General features: G+C 59.5%; 19 protein-coding genes and 1 tRNA gene. 10 read left to right on the top strand and 10 right to left on the bottom strand.

The features are described from left to right. Positions 1-32: 32 nt before the first annotated feature. From vanT to HMPREF0372_RS09445, 4 genes are all read right to left on the bottom strand, one after another. Complete coding sequence (vanT, locus tag HMPREF0372_RS09460; RefSeq protein WP_007491448.1) at positions 33-2,141, bottom strand: serine racemase VanT catalytic subunit; 2,109 nt, start codon at positions 2,139-2,141, stop codon at positions 33-35. Beyond that, positions 2,138-2,863, bottom strand: a complete 726-nt coding sequence (locus HMPREF0372_RS09455; protein ID WP_007491447.1) for a M15 family metallopeptidase — start codon at positions 2,861-2,863, stop codon at positions 2,138-2,140. Before HMPREF0372_RS09455 ends, vanT begins: the two co-directional genes overlap by 4 nt. Further along, positions 2,860-3,912: a D-alanine--D-serine ligase VanG gene (gene vanG, locus HMPREF0372_RS09450; protein ID WP_007491446.1), complete on the bottom strand. Its 1,053-nt coding sequence runs from the start codon at positions 3,910-3,912 to the stop codon at positions 2,860-2,862. The genes HMPREF0372_RS09455 and vanG overlap by 4 nt, the downstream gene beginning before the upstream one ends. 165 nt (positions 3,913-4,077) lie before the next feature. Beyond that, positions 4,078-4,431, bottom strand: a complete 354-nt coding sequence (locus HMPREF0372_RS09445; RefSeq protein WP_007491445.1) for a hypothetical protein — start codon at positions 4,429-4,431, stop codon at positions 4,078-4,080. A gap of 195 nt (positions 4,432-4,626) precedes the next feature. On the opposite strand from HMPREF0372_RS09445, the gene HMPREF0372_RS09440 reads away from it, so the two are divergent. The 3 genes from HMPREF0372_RS09440 to rbr are packed head-to-tail and all read left to right on the top strand — an operon-like array spanning position 4,627 to position 6,040. Next, on the top strand, positions 4,627-5,010 hold the full coding sequence (locus HMPREF0372_RS09440) for a Fur family transcriptional regulator (RefSeq protein WP_039997118.1): 384 nt from the start codon (positions 4,627-4,629) through the stop codon (positions 5,008-5,010). Positions 5,011-5,068: 58 nt separating this feature from the next. Next, positions 5,069-5,455 carry a desulfoferrodoxin family protein gene (locus HMPREF0372_RS09435; RefSeq protein ID WP_007491439.1) on the top strand — a complete coding sequence of 129 codons (387 nt, stop codon included), beginning with the start codon at positions 5,069-5,071 and terminating at the stop codon, positions 5,453-5,455. Between the two features lie 51 nt (positions 5,456-5,506). Next, a complete protein-coding gene (gene rbr / locus HMPREF0372_RS09430) occupies positions 5,507-6,040 on the top strand; it encodes a rubrerythrin (protein ID WP_007491437.1) in 534 nt (177 codons plus the stop codon). A gap of 126 nt (positions 6,041-6,166) precedes the next feature. Here the strand turns inward: rbr and HMPREF0372_RS09425 are convergent, their stop codons facing one another. The 5 genes from HMPREF0372_RS09425 to HMPREF0372_RS09405 form a co-directional block, all read right to left on the bottom strand. After that, positions 6,167-7,273 (bottom strand): ABC transporter substrate-binding protein, encoded by a 1,107-nt coding sequence (locus tag HMPREF0372_RS09425; protein WP_007491435.1) that lies wholly within the window; start codon positions 7,271-7,273, stop codon positions 6,167-6,169. A 63-nt stretch (positions 7,274-7,336) separates the two neighbouring features. Further along, entirely contained in the window at positions 7,337-8,143 is an 807-nt protein-coding gene (locus tag HMPREF0372_RS09420; RefSeq protein WP_044940607.1) for an ABC transporter permease, read from the bottom strand. Positions 8,144-8,175: 32 nt separating this feature from the next. Beyond that, a complete protein-coding gene (locus tag HMPREF0372_RS09415) occupies positions 8,176-8,988 on the bottom strand; it encodes an ABC transporter permease (protein WP_007491432.1) in 813 nt (270 codons plus the stop codon). Continuing rightward, complete coding sequence (locus tag HMPREF0372_RS09410; RefSeq protein ID WP_007491430.1) at positions 8,978-10,108, bottom strand: ABC transporter ATP-binding protein; 1,131 nt, start codon at positions 10,106-10,108, stop codon at positions 8,978-8,980. Before HMPREF0372_RS09410 ends, HMPREF0372_RS09415 begins: the two co-directional genes overlap by 11 nt. A 133-nt stretch (positions 10,109-10,241) precedes the next feature. Further along, the gene (locus tag HMPREF0372_RS09405) at positions 10,242-11,213 is read right to left on the bottom strand and encodes an RluA family pseudouridine synthase (protein ID WP_007491428.1); all 972 of its coding nucleotides are present in this window, start codon (positions 11,211-11,213) and stop codon (positions 10,242-10,244) included. A 231-nt stretch (positions 11,214-11,444) separates the two neighbouring features. Here HMPREF0372_RS09405 and HMPREF0372_RS09400 point away from each other — a divergent pair, with 231 nt between their 5' ends. The 7 genes from HMPREF0372_RS09400 (at position 11,445) to HMPREF0372_RS09370 (ending at position 17,334) form a co-directional block, all read left to right on the top strand. Beyond that, on the top strand, positions 11,445-11,948 hold the full coding sequence (locus HMPREF0372_RS09400) for a YceD family protein (protein WP_007491424.1): 504 nt from the start codon (positions 11,445-11,447) through the stop codon (positions 11,946-11,948). A 41-nt stretch (positions 11,949-11,989) separates the two neighbouring features. Beyond that, the gene (rpmF, locus tag HMPREF0372_RS09395) at positions 11,990-12,187 is read left to right on the top strand and encodes a 50S ribosomal protein L32 (protein ID WP_007491422.1); all 198 of its coding nucleotides are present in this window, start codon (positions 11,990-11,992) and stop codon (positions 12,185-12,187) included. Between the two features lie 525 nt (positions 12,188-12,712). After that, positions 12,713-14,083 (top strand): DUF512 domain-containing protein, encoded by a 1,371-nt coding sequence (locus tag HMPREF0372_RS09390; protein ID WP_007491419.1) that lies wholly within the window; start codon positions 12,713-12,715, stop codon positions 14,081-14,083. Positions 14,084-14,105: 22 nt separating this feature from the next. Then, entirely contained in the window at positions 14,106-15,431 is a 1,326-nt protein-coding gene (gene der, locus HMPREF0372_RS09385) for a ribosome biogenesis GTPase Der (RefSeq protein ID WP_007491417.1), read from the top strand. A gap of 2 nt (positions 15,432-15,433) precedes the next feature. Next, positions 15,434-16,159: a glycerol-3-phosphate acyltransferase gene (locus tag HMPREF0372_RS09380; RefSeq protein WP_007491415.1), complete on the top strand. Its 726-nt coding sequence runs from the start codon at positions 15,434-15,436 to the stop codon at positions 16,157-16,159. Next, positions 16,156-17,157 (top strand): NAD(P)H-dependent glycerol-3-phosphate dehydrogenase, encoded by a 1,002-nt coding sequence (locus HMPREF0372_RS09375; RefSeq protein WP_007491413.1) that lies wholly within the window; start codon positions 16,156-16,158, stop codon positions 17,155-17,157. The genes HMPREF0372_RS09380 and HMPREF0372_RS09375 overlap by 4 nt, the downstream gene beginning before the upstream one ends. Before the next feature lie 100 nt (positions 17,158-17,257). Next, positions 17,258-17,334 (top strand) — tRNA-Pro (locus HMPREF0372_RS09370). Between the two features lie 179 nt (positions 17,335-17,513). Here HMPREF0372_RS09370 and HMPREF0372_RS09365 read toward each other — a convergent pair. After that, on the bottom strand, positions 17,514-18,428 hold the full coding sequence (locus tag HMPREF0372_RS09365; protein WP_009256771.1) for a class I SAM-dependent methyltransferase: 915 nt from the start codon (positions 18,426-18,428) through the stop codon (positions 17,514-17,516). Between the last annotated feature and the right edge of the window lie 289 nt (positions 18,429-18,717).

Raw genomic sequence — 18,717 nt, 5'->3', positions numbered from 1 at the left:
AGCCTCAGACGCTTGCGTCTGAGGCTCGTTTTTTAGGGAAGCACCACCCGCTCCAGCCGGGGGCCGAGGCGGGAGAGCAGCTCGTTGGTGATGGTGCCCGCCGCCTGGGCGGCCTCCCCGGCGGTGAGGACGGCGTCCCCGTCCCGGCCAATGAGAGTGGCGGTATCGCCGGGGGCGACGCCATCCATATCCGTCACGTCCACCAGAAGCTGATCCATACAGATAAGTCCCACTATGGGGGCCGTTCGGCCGTGGAGGAGCACCCGGCCCGCCCCGTTGGAGAGGGTACGGGGCCAGCCGTCGGCGTAGCCGATGGACAGGGTGGCCAGCACGGTGGGCCTCCGGGCGGTGTAGGCTCCGTCGTAGCCCGCCGCCTCCCCGGCGGCCAGGGTGTGAAGCTGGGAGACTCTGGCCCGCAGGGAGAGCACCGGGCGGAGGGGGAGGGCCGCCGTGGTGGCGTCGCCGGGGGCGCTGAGGACGCCGTACAGGGCGATACCGGGGCGGGCGCAGTCGCAGGGGAGGCCGGGGTAGTTGAGTAGGCCATAGCTGCCCTGGAAGTGGACGGCTCCGGGGGCGTACCCAGCGGAGCGCAGGCCGTCCACCGCCGCCTGAAAGCGCCGGAGCTGCTCCCGGGTACGGGCTTGGCTGGCCTCGTCCAGCCGCTCCGCGTCGGCCAGGTGGGTGAATACGCCGGTCACCCGCAGGTGGGAACAGCCGTAGGGGGCGGTCAGGCTCTGGGCGTCGTCCCAGGGGATGCCCAGACGGTGGAGGCCGGTGTCCACCTTGAGGTGGACGGCCAGCCGCCGGCCGCATGCGTCCAGCGCCCGGGCGTGTTCGGTGCTCACCACCGTCTGGGTCAGGCGGTACCGGGCCAGCAGGGGGGCCAGCTCCGGCCCGGAATAGCCAAGCACCAGGATCGTCCCCCGGACGCCGCCCCGCCGCAGGCGGACACCCTCGGCGGCGGTGGCCACGGCAAAGGCGTCCGCGCCCGCCCCGGCGCACAGCCGGGCGATCTCCAAGTCCCCGTGCCCGTAGGCGTTGGCCTTGATTACCGGCATAAGGCTGGCCCCCGCCGGCAGAAGGGAGCCCAGGGCGGCCAGATTGTGCCGCAGGGCGGCGGCGTCCAGCTCGATCCAGGCCCGGCTCCGGGGGGAGGGGGCGGGGCGGATGCGGGCGAAGGGGAGGGCCAGAAGGGAGGAGAGCAGGACCACGGCCAGATAGTGTACAAGACAGTTGTCCACCAGCAGGCCGGTGAGGCCCACCACCCCGGCGCCGCCCCGGATGAGGACGATGCACCAGGGGTGGAGGACATACACCGCCGCCGCCCAGCCCCGGAGGGCGGGCGCGGACGGGAGGGACAGGCGCTGGAGCCACCGCAGGAGGAACCCGACGCACAGGGGGAGGGAGAGGTAGAGGGCGTCAAAGCGGGCCAGGGCAAGGCGCTGCACCAGCAGGCCCTCCGCCGTCAGCAGCGCCAGGGAGAGGAGCAGTCCGGCCCCGTACCAAGCCGCGCTCCGGCGGGCAGGCCTCAGGGCCAGCCAGCCCCCCAGCAGCAGAAAGACAGGGGGGAAGAACAGGCCGTTGCGTGTGTAGTCGAAGAGGAGGAACAGGGCCTCGTACCCGGCCCGGAGGGGCGGCAGGGCGGCGGTGAGGCCGAAATAGCTGTCCCCCAGCAGCCCGGCGGCATAGAGCAGAAGGGCGGGAAGCCACGCCCAGCGGGGCCCCAGGATGCGCAGAAGGCCGTACACCAGGCAGGCCCCCAGCACCAGGGCGGGGAAGTACCACAGGTGGTAAAAGGTGCCGTTGAAGAGCACATCTCGCAGCAGGGCGAAGCCGCTCTCCTCCAGGGTGTGGTTGTAGAGGTTCAGGGGGAGGTAGAGCAGGACCGCGGCCCCGTAAAGCAGCAGCAGCTTTTTGACAAAGGGGATCAGGGCGGCCCGCCCCTCCCGGAGCAGGCGGGGTACCAGGAACCAGCCGGACACCGCGAAGAAGAAGGGGACGGCGATGCGGGCCAGAATGTCGGTCAAAAGGTAGTTGGCCTCCCCGTTCAGGGACAGAAGAGGGCCGGTATGGATGGCGATGACCAGCAGGGCGGCGGGGACGCGGAAGCGGTCAAAGCCGCCGAGCGACTCGGTTTTCATCCCGCATCCCTCCACAGGGTGAGCACCACGCCGCCCTCGTTGGTGTCACAGCGCTGGCAGGGGACGTCGGCGGGCAGGGTCAGGGTGTCCGCCGCCCAGGCGGGCAGGTAGTAAAGCTCAAACAGACGCCCCAGCCCCCGGAAACGAAGAGGCTCCCCTCCCAGCGGGAAGTCGTGAAGCCACTCCAGATATTCCTCCAGTACCAGATGACGCTCCTCCATCAGCTTGGCGTGGGGCCAGCCCACGTACCGGAAGTGCCACGGCTCGTATCCGATGCCGGTGACAGCCTCCTTCCCCTTGGGGTAGCGAAGGATAAAGCCGAAGTCGGCGGCCCGGCGGCGCAGGGCCCCGCAGGGGCCGGAGTCGGGGAAGGCGGGGCAGAGGAAGTCCACCTCCGGCCTATTCTCGCCCAGATCAATGGCCAGCCCGGTCTGATGCTCGCTGCACCCCGGGCGGGCCACATAGGTCTCGGTGAAGGCACTGCCGTGCTCGGCCAGGGCGTCGTCCCAGATGGCCTGCTGCTCGGTTTGAGGGCGGTAGCCGCTGACCGGAATGATGGTGCCCGCGCCGTCCACTGCGGCGAGAAGCTGATCCAACATCACTTTGGCCCGCTGGTGGAGACGTACCTCGGTTTGACCGGAGCGGACGGAGGCGAGGTCCTCCGCGGCGGGCTCCTCCGGCAGGGGATGGGCGCGGTTGACCAGATACAACGTACCTTTCATGCGTCCACCGCCAGTCCGATGAGACGGTCCAGCAGAGGGCCGAACTCCAGGCCTATGCTCCGCATCATGTTGGGGTAGCGGCTGTGAGCTGTGAAACCGGGGATGGTGTTTACCTCGTTAAAGACAATGCGCCCGTCCGGCGTGAGAAACAAATCCACCCGTGCAAAGCCGGAACACTCCAGCGCCCGGTAGATCAACTGGGCGGTCGCCTGAATTTCTGTTTCCTTCTCCTGGGAAATTCGGGCGGGCATGTGTATGCTGGAGGTGATCAGGCCGTACTTCTCCGTGTAGTTGAAAAAACCGCCGGAGAGCTCGATCTCGTCCACATGTCCCACTGTCAGAACCTCATTGCCCAGTACGGCGCAGCCCACCTCAAAGCCGGGCACGGCCTCCTCAATGACCACCTTGCTGTCGTGGGCCAGGGCGGCGGTGACGGCTTCGGCCAACACGCCGGGCTCCTCCACCTTGGTGATGCCAAAGGAGGAACCCGCCCGTGCGGGCTTGACAAACAGGGGATAGGTCAGGCTGGCAGTGCGCTCCGGCAGGGTGTCCAGCCCTTCTCCGGTGCGAAAGAGGGCGGAAGGGGGCACCGCTACACCGGCGGCCCGGACCAGGCGGTGGGCCACGTCCTTGTCCATGCACAGGGCGGAGGCGAGCACCCCGCAGCCCACTACGGGGATGCCTGCCAGCTCCAGCAGGCCCTGCACCGTGCCGTCCTCCCCGTTTTTGCCATGGAGTACCGGAAAGGCGGCGTCCAGATAGCGGGTGGAGGGCCCGGCGGGGGCGATGAGCAGCAGGCCGTGGACGCCGCGGTCGGGGGAGATCACCGCCGGGACGGTATGGCGGGCGTCGGTGTGCCAAGTGTCGTCCAGCAGGGCGTCCACCGGCCCCTGGTAGAGCAGCCAGCGCCCATCCCGTGTGATGCCCAGGAGGACGGGCTCGTACCTGTCCCGGTCCAGATGTGTGAGTACCGCGTGGGCGGACTGGAGGGAGATCTCATATTCGGTGGAAGAGCCGCCGAACAGGACGGCCAATGTGATTTTTTTCATGGGGGAACACCTCCGTCAGAATGGGCTCTCGCCTGTTCTTTTATTATAGAGGGAGTATATCAGGCGTTTCTGACTTCCAACCGACCAAAGGCTTACAATCCTCTGAACCAAATCTTAAAAAAAGCAGTCAAAAAGCGGTATGGTCTCAGACCATACCGCTTTTTGTCATTTTGTGGCTCGCTTTACACCGTTGCCGATGTCTTTGGCGGCGTCGCCAACGCCGTCGACGATGTCGCGGGCTGCATCGCCCACACCGCGGGTTACGTCCTTGGCGGCATCCCCGGCATCCCGGACCGCGTCACGGGCGGCCGAGCCGCCGTCCTTCGGGTGTTCGGTACCCTCCGGGGCGGGCGTGGTGGTATTGGGGGCTGCGGGGGTGTTCTCCGGCATGGTGCTGGGCTGGGAGGTGACAACCGGCGAGGGAGTCGGAGTCACATCAGGGGCTTTATCGCGGGTACAAGCGGTCAGCGGCAGAGCCAGAGCGAGCCCGATGCCGAGCAGAGTCCATGTGCGTTTCATGTGTGTTCCTCCTGTTCCTTCCAATGGATTTCGTTCAGATGGATTCACCCAGCACCTAGTATACGTTATTCCACGCTGATTACACGCGGGAAGAAGTGTCAGAGAAAAAAGGGTTGCAATTTCCAGAAAGATCTGCTATTATAATAATAACAGTAATAGTTACTGTTTATAATGTGCCGAGAAAAGAGGTGGCTCATGAACGGCAAGCGCTATTCCCGGCAGCGGGAATTGATCTATGAGGCTTTGCGGCAGACAGAACAGCACCCCACGGCGGAGATGATTTATCAGTGGCTGAAGCCGGCCAATCCCAGCCTGAGCCTGGGAACCGTTTACCGGAATCTAAACCTTTTGGCAGATGAAGGTGCAATCCGCCGGATGGCATTTCCGGTGGAGCGCTATGACGCAAAGACAATGCCCCACCCTCATTTCTGCTGTGACCAGTGCGGGGCGGTTTACGACCCGCACCTTCCCTACGATGCGGAGCTGGACCGGCAGGCACTGCTGGCCAGCGGGCACGATGTCACGGGCCATGAGGTGGTTTTTCACGGAATTTGCACAAAGTGCAAACAACTTCATTGATCTTTTCTTAAAATATGATAAGATGTGACCATCAAAATTAGAAAGGAAGGTTGTTCCAATGGAATTTAAGCTGTATCGCTGTGCCCACTGCGGCAATGTCATTTTCAAGGTGGTCGACAAGGGTGTTCCTGTCATGTGCTGCGGCCAGAAAATGGAGGAGTTCGTCCCCAACACCACCGATGGTGCTATGGAGAAGCATGTCCCTGCGGTGGAAAAGATTGCCCATGGCAGCGGCTATTCCGTCAGCGTGAAGGTGGGCAGTGTGGAGCACCCCATGCTCCCCGAGCACTACATCTCCATGATCGCGGCGGTGGATGGGGACACCGTCACCATGAAGTTCCCCAAGCCCGGCGAAAAGCCTGAGCTGAAGACCTTCTGCCGCAGTGAGAAGGTGGAGGCGTACGAGATCTGCAACCTCCACGGCTTCTGGAAGGGCGAGGGCTGAGAGGGCCCGTATTTCACTCAAAATCTGATTTAGAAAGGAAGGCTGAGCATTATGGAGCTGAAGGGAAGCAAGACGGAGGCCAATCTGTGGAAGGCGTTTGCGGGAGAGAGCATGGCCCGCAATAAGTATACTTATTTTGCCAGCAAGGCCAAGAAAGAGGGCTTCGAGCAGATCGCGGCCATCTTTGAGGAGACCGCCGGCAATGAGAAGGAGCATGCCAAGCTGTGGTTCAAGGAGCTGGGCGGCATCGGCGATACCGCTGCCAACCTGAAGGCTGCGGCGGCGGGTGAGAACGAAGAGTGGACCCAGATGTATAAGGAGATGGCCGAAACCGCCCGCGAGGAGGGCTTTGAGAAGCTGGCTTTCCTGTTTGACGGCGTCGGCAAGATCGAGAAGGAGCATGAGGAGCGCTACCTGACCCTTTTGAAGAACCTGGAGGAGGGTGTGGTCTTTAAGCGCGGTGACGAGTATGTCTGGAAGTGCCGCAACTGCGGCCACATCCACTTCGGCAAAACCGCTCCTGAGGTCTGCCCCATCTGTGCCCATCCCCAGGCCTATTTCGAGATCCGCAGCATCAATTACTAAGAAGAGACGTACGACAAGCGCTGTATAAAGCGGGTCCGACCTGACGGTCGGGCCCGCTTTGGCCGTCTAAAACCTTATTTTAACAGATAGACTGCCCCGCCGGAGACCCGGCGGGGCAGTGTGCTTTTACTTTAGCAGGCGGATCCACTCGCTGTTGTAGAGCTCACGGATTTCAGGGGAGAGACAGGCAAAGCTCTCCGTCTTGGTATATACGTCGTCGGTAGGGTAGGCATAGGGATCGTTGGCGGTCTCAGGGTCCAGCTCCTCACGGACACTCAGCAGAGGGGAGGAGTACCAGATCTCCTCACAGTTCTTGAGGCCGGCCTGAGTGGAACACATGAAGTTAATGAACTTCTCGGCGTTCTCCTTGTTCTCCGCGCCCTTGGGGATGCACATGGCATCCACGTAGAGATTGGTGCCCTCCCGTGGCAGGGCAAAGGCCAGGTCAGGGTTGTTCTCCTGCATGGTAAGAAAATCGCCGTAATAGTAGGCGCCGATGAGGGCGTTTTCACCCTCCAGCTTGTCGAAAATCTCGTCCATGACGTAGGACTGCACCAGGGGCTTCTGCTCTACCAGAAGGTTGGTGGCCTCCTTGACCTGGGCGGGATCCTCAGTGTTATAGGAGTAGCCCAGCTTCTTGAGGGCAATGCCAATGGCGTCGCGGGAGTTGTTGAACATCAGAATGTCGCCGGAGAGCTCCTCATCCCACAGAATGTCCCAGGTTTCCACATCCTTCTCCGCAGGGTCAATGTAGGCGCTGTTATAGATCACGCCCAGCAGGCCCCACATGTAGGGGACGGAGTAGAGGTTCTCCGGGTCGTACTCCGGGTTTTTCAGATTGGGGTCGATGTCGGCAAAGTTGGGAATATTGTCAAAGTTCAGCGGCTCCAGCATGTCCTCCTCGATGAGCTGACCGATCATATAGTCTGAGGGGATGATGACGTCGTAGCCGCCGGCGCCGCCGGCCAGCTTGCCGTAGAGCGCCTCATTGGACTCAAATGTCTGATAATTGACCTTGATACCAGTCTCCGCCTCGAAATCCTCCAGAACGGACATATCAATGTACTCGCCCCAGTTGTAGACGTTGACCACGCCGGCAGTGCCGGTGTTGCCGCTGGAACTCTCGCCGCCCGGTGTCTCGGCTGTGCCGGAAGGCGATCCGCCGGTACAGCCGCTCAGGGCCGCCGTGCTGAGGGTTGCCAGTGCCAGTACAAGTGCAATTTGCTTTTTCAATTCCTTTCGTTTGCCCCTTTCAAAAAATAATATTATATCAAGGCGGGCTGCCTTTGATATCCGTCAGTTCCCATGAACCATGCGGCGCTTGTCCTGCCGGGTCTGGCGGACATTGACGATGACCAGCAGGGTGACCACCACCACGAAGAGCAGGGTGGACAGGGCGTTGATCTCCGGGCTGACCCGCTTCTTGGCCATGGAATAGATGACCATGGACAGGGTGGAGAAGGTGGAGCCGGCGGTGAAGTAGCTGATCACGAAGTCGTCGATGGACATAGTGAAGGCGATGAGCAGGCCGTTGATCACGCCGGGCATGATCTCAGGCAGGATCACCTTTCGGAAAGCCAGAAAGCCGGGAGCGCCCAGATCCTGGGCCGCCTCATAGATATTGGGGTCAAGCTGCTGGAGCTTGGGCATGACGCAGAGGATGACGTGGGGAATGTCGAAGGTCAGGTGGGCGATGAGCAGGGTGACAAAGCCCAGGTTCCACTTGATGCCCAAGGCAGCTCCCAGTGTGCCGTTAAAGACGTTGACCGCCAGTACAAAGAACAGCATCATGGACACGCCGGTGATGATGTCCGCGTTGGTCAGGGGGATGTTGTTGATGGTGGTGACCACCGTGCGGCTGCGGCGGCGGAAGTTGGTGAAGCCGATGGCGGCTGCCGTGCCAATGATGGTGGAGATCACTGCAGCCAGAATGGAAACCGCCAGTGTGACCCACAGGGCGTCCAGGATCATGGAGTTCTGGAACAGCTCCTTGTACCAATCCAGGGTGAAGCCGGACCACACCGACCGGCTCTTGGACGCGTTGAAGGAGAACACGATGAGCACGAAGATGGGCAGGTAGAGGAACAAAAAGACCAGCAGCATAAAGAAGCGGCTGCCGATGCGCCGGGACTGTTTCACAGGAACGACACCCCCTCTTCTCCCTCGCCAAAGCGGTTCATAATGGCCATGCAGACCAGGACGATGACCATCATTACCAGGGCGATGGCGGAACCCAGCCACGGGTTATAGGTGGTCCCCATGAACTGCATCTCAATGAGGTCGCCCAGCAGCAGGCTCTTGCCGCCGCCCAGCAGACGGGAGATGACAAAGGTGGACACCGAGGGAATGAACACCATGGTCACGCCGGAGAGCACGCCGGGCAGGGAGAGGGGGAAGGTCACCCGGCGAAAGACCGTGAAGGAGTTGGCGCCCAGATCCTGGGCGGCCTCGATCACCTTGGGGTCGATTTTCTCCAGAACGGAGAGGATGGGCAGAATCATGAAAGGCAGGAAGTTGTAGACCATGCCCAGCACGATGGCCCCCTGGGTGTTGATCATCTGGAAGGGGCCGATACCAAACAGGCCCAGAAAGCTGTTGATCAGCCCCCGCTTCTCCAGCAGGAACATCCAGGAGTAGGTGCGCAGCAGGAAGTTCATCCACATGGGCAGCATGATGAGCATCATGGCCACCCGGCGCACCGCAGGACTCTCCTGGGCCAGCCAGTAGGACAGGGGATAGCCGATGAGCAGACAGATGAAGGTGGCGATGATGGCCAGTAAAAAGGAGCGCCCGAACACGCCGGTATACTGGGCCATGGTAGAGAAGTTCTCCAGCGTGAAGCCGCCGGCCTGGCTCGTGAAGGCGTAAAAGACGATGATCAGCAGGGGGGCCACCACAAAGATAGCCATCCAGATGACATAGGGAACGGCGATGCCCTTACTCTTCATCCTCGATTCCCTCCTCCGGGCCCTCATTCAGCTCGTCGTACTCTGAGCTGTAGGAGCTGTAGTCGCCGAACATACCGGAGTAGCGGCTCTTCTTCATGATGTGGAAGCCGTCGGGGTCGATCTTCACCCCAATCCTGGCCCCCACTGGGGAGAAGTCGGTGGTCTGGATGAGCCACTTGAAGCCCTTGAAGTCCACGATGATGTCGTAATGCATCCCCTTGAAGGTGACCTCGGTGACAGTGCCGGTGAGCTGGCCCTGCTCCACGGGGACAATGTCGATGTCCTCCGGGCGGATGACCACATCCACAGGCTCGTTGGGCTGGAAACCGCCGTCCAGACAGGGGAATTTCTTGCCGTACATCCCCACCACCCTGTCCTCATGCATGATGCCGTCGATGATGTTGGACTCGCCGATGAAGTCAGCCACAAAGGCGTTTTTGGGCTCGTTATAGATATCCTGGGGGGTACCGATCTGCTGGATACGCCCTTCATTCATGACCACGACCGTGTCGCTCATGGTGAGGGCCTCCTCCTGGTCGTGGGTGACATAGACAAAGGTGATGCCTACCTGCTGCTGGATGCGCTTGAGTTCGATCTGCATATCCTTGCGCAGCTTGAGATCCAGCGCACCCAGCGGTTCGTCCAGCAGGAGTACCTGGGGGCGGTTGACAATGGCACGGGCGATGGCAACCCGCTGCTGCTGGCCGCCGGAGAGGGAATTGACCGAACGCTTGCCGTACCCGGCCAGGTTGACCAGGGCCAGGGCCTCTTCCACCCGCTCCCGCAGCTCCGCCTCGGGCACTTTGCTGATGCGCAGACCGAAGGCCACGTTTTCAAAGATGTTCATGTGGGTGAACAGGGCATACTTTTGAAAGACGGTATTGACCTTCCTCTTATGAGGAGGAACGTCATTAATCCTCACGCCGTCAAAAAACACGTCGCCGGAGGTCGGCTTCTGAAAGCCGCCGATGATACGGAGCGTCGTGGTTTTGCCGCACCCGGAGGGACCGAGCAGCGTGAGGAATTCCTTGTCGTTGATATAAAGGTTGATATGGTCCAGAATGACGTCGTCGTCAAATTTCATGAAGCAATCCGACAGGCGGATCAGTTCCTTGGACATGTATCCTCCCCCATTTCTAAAAGGTAGTAAAGGGCGCACCCAAACCGGCGGTTGGGTACGCCCTAATGACGAAACAAATCATATATGTTCTTGCGAAAAATGTCAATAATAAAACGAAATATTTTCAGGGATTTTATACCCGCTCCCCGGTGGGAAAGTATTCCGCCACGAAATCCACCTGCTCCACGGTGAACACGCGGCCCCGCAGGTACTCCAGCAGCCCGGCGTCGGTGGGGAAGGTAAAGGCCAGCTTATAGGAATAGAGGGCCTGGAAGGAACGGCCGTACTTCTTGTTGTCCCGCTCCCGGCCATACTTGCCGTCCCCCAGCAGGGGATGGCCGGCGGCGGCGAACTGGGCGCGGATCTGGTGGGTGCGGCCGGTGAGCAGCTCGCACTCTACCAGGGACAGTCCGCCCGCCGTCCGCAGAGTCTTATATAAGGTGGCGGCGCTCTTGCCGCCGGGGACGGGGCGGGAGAAGACCTTCACCTGGGCCTGGTCCTCATCCTTGAGTAGAAAGCCCTCCAGCTTCCCCTGGGATGGCTTCATGCGGCCGTGGACAATGGCCAAGTAGAACTTGGCGATCTCCCGGTCCCTGATCTTCTGGTTAAGGATGCGCAGGGTCTCGGCGTTCTTGGCGGCCATGACGATGCCGCCGGTGTTGCGGTCGATGCGGTTGCACAGGGCCGGAGTAAAGGAGTGCTCGTCCCGGGGATTCCACTCCTTCTTTTGGTAGAGGTAGGCCTGAATGTGGGTGATGAGGGTGTTCACCTTTTCGTGCTCGTCCGCGTGGCACAGCAGGCCAGGCCGTTTGTTGAGCAGCATCAGGTTTTCATCCTCATAGACGATGTCCAGGTGGGGCTTGAAGACGCTCAGAAAGGCGTTCTCCTCCCTGGGCTGCTCGAAGAACTCGTCGTTGATGTATAACTGGAGTATGTCCCCCAACTGGAGCCGCACATCCCGCTGGGAGCCCTTCCCATTGACCTTCACCCGCTTGAGGCGGATGTACTTCTGGGCCAGCGGCACGGGGAGGAGGGGGAGGGTCTTGGCCAGCCAGCGGTCCAGCCGCTGTCCGGCGTCGTTTTTTCCGATGGTGAATTCTTTCATAGTCTGCCTCACAATTCATTTGCATCCATTATAACATAAGCGCACAACCGGGGAAAGAGGGGAAAGGGCTTGCGCAGCACGGTCAAGCTGTGGTATCATAAGAAGGAAATCCGCCGTAAAGTAGTACAGCCTGCCGGACTTTGAAAAAATGTGGGTTTCCACGAAAAAAATATTTGACATTGGCCGCGGGTTTCGTTATAATGTCTGCTGTGCCATTGTGTGAGGTGTACCATGCGACTGGATCTCCGTTCTATTCTTCATGTTCCCGGGGCTTCGCTCCCCTTCTCGTTTGCGTTGGATCTGTCCGGCCTGGACTTCTATGGAGAGCATCCGTTTGCCGGCCCGGTACAGGTGTCTGGTACAGTGCGAAATCAGGCGGATGCCCTCGTTCTGGAGGGGACGGCGGAGACTACGCTGGAGCTGGTGTGCGACCGTTGCCTCAAGCCCTTCTGCCGGGATATGCGCGTTCCGGTGGACAGCCTGCTGGCCGAGACTCTGGAGGACGAGGAAAACGACGAGATCCTGCTTCTGGATAACGGTACGGTGGATCTGGATGAGGTCTTTACCACCGCTTTGGTGCTGGCCATGGACTCCAAGCATGTGTGCTCCGAGGATTGCAAGGGGCTGTGCGCCACTTGCGGCGCGGATCTCAACGAGGGACCCTGCGGCTGCAAGCCTGAAATTGATCCACGTTTTGCTGCCCTCGCGCAGCTGTTGGATAAAGAGTCTGAGTAAGTTTTGCCCGGCCAGGGCATGAACCTAAGGAGGTGTCATAGATGGCAGTCCCTAAGAGTAAAGTGTCCAAGCAGCGCCGGAACAAGCGCCGTAGCTCCGTGTGGAAGCTGGAGACTCCCGGCGTTACCACCTGCCCCAAGTGCGGTGCGTTCCGTCTGCCCCACCGGATGTGCAAGAGCTGCATGAGCTACAACGGCCATGAGTTCGGCAAGGTGGAGGCTACCGCCGAGGCGAAGTAAATAGCCCGAAAAGAACGAGGGGAATCACCCCTCTTTCTTTTTGCCCGGAAATGGGGTAGAATAGAAGCGTGGAGCGCCCGGGAGCAGGGCAACAGAGAACTGCGCAGACCGAAAAACAGGCTGGACGCAGTCCAGCGGTATTTTCGGCGGAGCAGTGAGCAGTTGCCCGTCGCGGAGGGCGCGCAGCGTGACAGCGTGGCCGCAAGCTCCAGATCCTTCGCTTCGCCGCAGGCGGCAAAGCTCACTCCTTCCGCTGCGGCTCCTTTCCCCACCGAACCCGCGGCCGTCGCCGCTGGGCTTCGGCGGGGGCCCCGGAAGTGGGGGAGCGCACCGCGCCGTATGGCCGGGCGGCGGCCCCGGAGAATCGCAGCAGACCACAAGGGCCGCCCTTGCAATAAGACGTAGGGGCGGGTGCCCACACCCGCCCGCCGGGCCGATGAGGACATCGGCCCCTACGAAAAGAAAGGGGCGGGCGGCCGCAGAGCCACCCTCTGTCACTTTATTTTTTTGAGGAGCCCAAAACGTATGAGCCTGACGAAAATCAAATCCGTGGACGCCCACAGTCCGGCCCAGAGGGCGGGTGTCCGGCCGGGTGAGACGCTGACCCACATCAACGGACGCCCCATTGTGGATGTGCTGGACTATAAATTTTTTGCTTACGACCCCCGGCTGGAGCTGACCCTGGTAGGAGAGGACGGCCGCAGCCGCACCCTGCGGGTACGCAAGGCGGAGGGGGAGGAGCTGGGCCTCAATTTTGAGACCTATCTGATGGACAAGGCCCGCTCCTGCGCGAACCGGTGTATCTTCTGCTTTGTGGATCAGATGCCCCCCGGTATGCGGGAGACCCTCTATTTCAAGGATGACGATGCCCGCCTGTCCTTCCTGATGGGGAACTATATCACCCTGACCAACCTGTCGGAGCGGGAGATTGCGCGCATCGCAGAGCTGCGCATCAGCCCCATCAACATCTCGGTTCATGCCACTGATCCGGCCCTGCGGGAGGCCATGCTCAAGCACCGGCGGGCGGGGGAGTGTCTGGCCATCATGGAGCGATTTGCTGCGGCGGGCATCACCATGAACTGCCAGATCGTGGCCTGCCCCGGCGTCAACGACGGCCCCGCCCTGGACCGCACCCTGCGGGAGCTGGGGGCACTCCACCCGGCGGTGGGCAGCGTGGCGGTAGTGCCGGTGGGGGTGACCCGATTCCGGGAGGGCCTGTGTCGGATCGACCCGTACACTCCGGCCCAGGCCGCGGCGGTGCTGGATCAGGTGGAGGCATTTGCCGCTTCTTTCCTGAAAAAGCACAGCACACACCTGGCGTGGTGTTCCGACGAGTTCTACCTGCTGGCCGGCCGTCCTCTGCCAGAAAAGGGATACTATGAAGACATGGCCCAGCTGGAAAACGGCGTGGGGATGCTCCGCCTGCTCACCAGTCAGGCGGCCATGGCCTTGGAGGACATGGAGCTGGAGGAGGCCCCGCCCCCGTTTGCCATTGCCACCGGTGTGTCTGCCGCCCCCTTCTTGCAGAAAATCGTTGACATGTGCCGGGAAAAATGTGGTAATATAATAGGAAACGTCTATCCGGTGCTCAACTGCTTTTTCGGGGAGACCATCACGGTCTCTGGTCTGATTACCGGACGGGATCTGATAGAGCAGCTCAAGGGGAGGGCGCTGGGCGAGCGGCTGCTCATCCCGGACAGCATGCTCCGGGCGGGGGAACGGATCTTCCTGGACGACGTCACTGTGGAGCAGGTGGAGGAGGCCCTGGGGGTGCCGGTGACGGCCCTTCCGGCTGACAGCGGCTTTGACCTGGTGGACGCCATTCTGGGGCTGCCGGTGGAGGCGCCCGCCTATGCCCTGCCGCCGGAGGACGACTATTATCGCTACAACCCGTGACAGAGAGAGTGAGGGTGCTATTATGAAGCCTTTGATTGCAATCGTGGGCCGGCCCAACGTGGGCAAGTCCATGCTGTTTAATAAATTGGTGGGCCAGCGGTTGTCCATCGTGGAGGATACCCCCGGCGTCACCCGCGACCGGCTGTACGCCGAGGCGGAGTGGAGAAACCGGAAGTTCGACCTGGTGGACACCGGCGGCATCGAGCCCTCCGCCGACAGCCAGATTCTGGCCTTTATGCGCCAGCAGGCGGAGATCGCCATCCAGCACGCCACGGTGATCCTCTTTGTCTGCGACATCAAGACCGGCCTCACCGCCTCCGACCAAGAGGTGGCCAACATGCTGCTGCGCTCTCAGAAGCCGGTGGTGCTGGCGGTCAACAAGATGGACCAGGTGGGGATCACCAACCCAGACATTTATGAGTTCTATAACCTGGGACTGGGGGATCCCATCGCGGTCTCCGCCGTCCACGGCCATGGCACCGGGGATCTGCTGGATGCCTGTATGGAGTATTTCCCCCCTGAGGACGGGGAGGAAGAGGAGGACGATGTCATCAAGGTGGCGATCATCGGCAAGCCCAACGTGGGCAAGTCCTCCCTGGTAAACCGCATCCTGGGGGAGCAGCGGGTGATTGTCAGCGACATGGCGGGCACCACCCGGGACGCGGTGGACAGCTATTTTGAGAACCAGAAGGGCAAGTACCTGTTCATCGACACCGCCGGTATGCGCAAGAAGTCCAAGGTGGACGACCGCATCGAGAAGTTTTCCGTCCTGCGGGCCACCATGGCCATTGAGCGGGCCGACGTGTGCCTGATCCTGGTGGACGCCAACGAGGGAGTCACCGAGCAGGATACCAAGGTGGCCGGTCTGGCCCACGAGGCGGGCAAGGCATGTATCATCGTGGTCAACAAATGGGACGCCATTGAGAAGGATGACAAGACTATGGACCACATGTGCCAGGACATCCGCAGGGACCTGTCCTATATGACCTACGCCCCCATTGTCTTCATTTCCGCCCTCACCGGACAGCGGGTGGACCGTCTCTTTGACCTCATCAACTATGTCAATGACCAGGCATCCCTGCGCATTACCACCGGCATGCTCAACACCGTGCTGGCTGACGCCACCGCCCGCGTGCAGCCCCCCACCGACAAGGGACGCCGTCTGAAGATCTACTATATGACCCAGATCGGTATCAAGCCCCCCCACTTTGTTTGCTTCTGCAACGACGCCAAGCTGTTCCACTTCTCCTACCAGCGCTATCTGGAGAACCAGATCCGCTCCACCTTTGGCCTGGAGGGCACGCCAGTCCGGCTGACCATTCGGCAGAAGAGCGACAAGGAGGGATAGTCATGGCAGATCCTACAACAGTTCCCACGGGAATACAGCCTAACCTTCCCGCCGCACTGAGTGAGCTGGGGGCGGCCCTGTTGCTTCCGGCCCTGCTGATCGCAGTGATCGCCTACTTCTGCGGCTGCTTCAACGGGGCGGTCATCGTCTCCAAGTATATCCTGCGGGACGATGTGCGTACCCATGGCAGCGGCAATGCCGGGCTGACCAACTTCTACCGCACCTTCGGCGGGCCGCTGACCTTTGTGGTCATCCTGACCGATGTGCTCAAAGCAGTCGTGGCTGTATGGGCTGGCATCCTGGCGGCAAAGTATTTGGTGGCGGATGAGCTTCTGGTAGTGGCGCTTGGTAAGTACTGGGCGGGAGCTTTCTGCCTTCTGGGGCACATGTTCCCCTGTATGTTCCACTTTAAGGGGGGCAAGGGGATCCTCTCCGGCGGCACCATCGCTATCATGATTGATTGGCGGGTGGCGCTGGTGGTGTGGGGGGGATTCCTGATCCTGGCCGCGCTCACCAAATGGGTCTCCCTGGGCTCCATCTGGGCCGGGGCATCCTTCCCCTTTGCCACTTGGTTTGTGTACCATGACGTGGTGCTGCTGGCGCTGGCCATTCTGCTGGGCGGCCTGATCGTCTGGAAGCACCGGGGCAACCTGAAGCGTATTCTGAACGGAACGGAATCCAAGTTCAGCCTGCACCATAAAAAAGATGAGGGGGCGCCGAAAGCATGAAGATCGCAGTGATGGGCAGCGGCGGTTGGGGGACAGCCCTGGCCATGGTTCTGCTGGAGAACGGACATGAGGTCACCCTGTGGTCCTATAGGGAGGAGGAGTCCGCTATCCTGCGGGAGAAGCGGGAAAACCCCATGCTGAAGGGGGTGCCCCTGCCGGATGGACTGGCGTTGACCTCTGACCGGGAGTGCGTGAAGAACTGTAAGGTGGTTGTGCTTGCTACGCCGTCCTTTGCGGTGCGTACTACCGCCCGTGCTGTGGCGTCCCTGTTGGAGCCCTCTGCGGTGCTGGTGTCGGTGTCCAAGGGCATCGAGAAAGATACCTCTCTGACCCTGACCGATGCCATTGCTCAGGAAGTGGGGGAGGGGCATCCCATCGTGGCCCTCTCCGGCCCTTCCCACGCCGAGGAGGTGGGCCGTGGCGTCCCCACTGTGGTGGTGTCCGCCTCTCGAGACAAGGCGGCAGCGGAGCTGGTGCAGGATCTCTTTATGAATGAGCGCTTCCGTGTTTACGCCTCCGACGACGTAGTGGGTGTGGAACTGGGCGCTGCGTTGAAAAACGTCATCGCCCTCTGTGCCGGGATCTGTGACGGCATGGGCTTCGGCGACAATACCAAGGCCGCCCTGATGACCCGCGGCCTGACGGAGATCGCCCGCCTGGGTGTAGCCCTCGGCGGCCGCAGAGAGACCTTTGCGGGCCTGTCCGGCGTGGGTGACCTGATCGTCACCTGTACCTCCATGCACTCCAGAAACCGCCGATGTGGCATTCTGATCGGCCAAGGCACCCCTGCCGCTGAGGCGGTAAAGGAGATTGGCGCTGTGGTAGAGGGCTACTATGCGGCTGCCACCGCCCGCGCCCTGGCTCAGAAGGCGGGGGTTGAGATGCCCATCACAGAGGCGGCCTATCAGGTATTATACGGCGGACGGGATACCAGGGCCGTGATTAAGGAGTTGATGACCCGCGCCCGGAAGCACGAGCTGGAGGATAGCTGGGTCTAAAAAGGTTTTCGAAAAAAATCGAGAAAAATTGAAAAAAACACTTGCATCTTTTCGCAGGATGTGGTAATATAATCAAGCCGTCCGATGAGGGCGGCGACTTCCGGGTGTGGCGAAGTTTGGTATCGCGCTTGAATGGGGTTCAAGAGGCCGCTGGTTCGAATCCAGTCACTCGGACCAAACAATGATAATCCGAACTACATTATCCAAGTGGGTAATGTGTTCGGATTTATCATTTCTATTGAATATGTGCTTTGATGGACAAGGGCGGGACTATCACCCCGCCCTTGTTTTTTTAGATCTTTTCTGATATTTTGTGTCTGTCAGACAAATCAAAGATTTGCAATTGAAAATTATGCTTATTGTTTCACTGCAAGGCAATAATTCGTATTGTCAAAAGCACTCATTTGATTTTTAGGATTGGCCTCATTATAGAGCGCAAAGTATTGCTCTGTTATTCCCTGGGGCTCCAAGTGCTCATATATCAAAAATTCATGTGCTGAAAGCAATTGTTCGATATCAGAGTAGGAATAACATGCCAACATTTTTTCGTTTGCAACACCCGCCAGCATGAATTGCTTTTTTGTTCGTTCTCCGGCTTTTTCAGTATAGCTGTTTTCATCTGGATAATCAAATATAATGGAACTGCCTTTCGCCACAATACTACTTATAGAAGAAATTACCGATTCGAAGGATTCCTTTGAGAGATAATAGGCGACACCAAGAATGGAACAGTAACTTATTTTATCACTATTAAACGAGTTGTGATTTTGCATTTCTTTCTTCCATGTTCCTTTTGTGAAGTCTGCTTCAATGTAGTGAACATTGTCGGGAATTACAATTCCGGCACTTTTCAGCCGCTCTTGTTTATCTCTTGCGGTAGCCGGATGGTCTACCTCAAAAATTTGCAATGCCTTTGCCCATAATGGTTGCCGATACGCAAAAGTGTCATATCCGGCTCCCCAAATTAAATACTGTTCTGTTCCCGTGCGAACAGCCCACTCAAGAGATTTTTCGGCAAAAGCCGCCCTGCCAAGTGGCGAGGGAGATAGTTGATTATCAACAACCCATCTTAATGCCTGTTCTGGTTCTCCAACAAATGATGGATTGAAAAATCCTATTCCATTCGACATATTCTTTGCTATTTGATTAAATTCTTCATCAGTCAGTAAATCTCTTGCCAAGCTGTCATTAAAAATTGTAACCTCATTGTTTAGCGCATGATACGCCCTTGAGAATGCGCTTATCAGTGCGGTTAAGCTTTTTTGCTCCATTAAAAACACCTCCTGTATACTTAATACATCCTTGATAGAAAAAGCTCAAGACTTGAAATTTCCCTGATTTTGTGGTAATATAAAAGCACAAAAGGGATAATTTTATGAATTTTATAGTAACGCCCAGAAATAAACTATGGTATAAGGCGGGTGCATCGTTGCCGATGTTCCCGCCTTATGTGTTATGCCTGTTCTGTTGCGTTGGCGTCCCGCCGAGCCTTCCACTCTGCAAACTCCCGTTGCCCTTCCTCGCTCTGGTAGTGTCAAGGAATTTTCGCAAAATGGTTTG

The organism is Flavonifractor plautii ATCC 29863, assembly GCF_000239295.1.
GTDB classification, from domain to species: Bacteria; Bacillota; Clostridia; order Oscillospirales; family Oscillospiraceae; genus Flavonifractor; species Flavonifractor plautii.
This window is presented reverse-complemented; position numbering and strand designations above follow the sequence as displayed.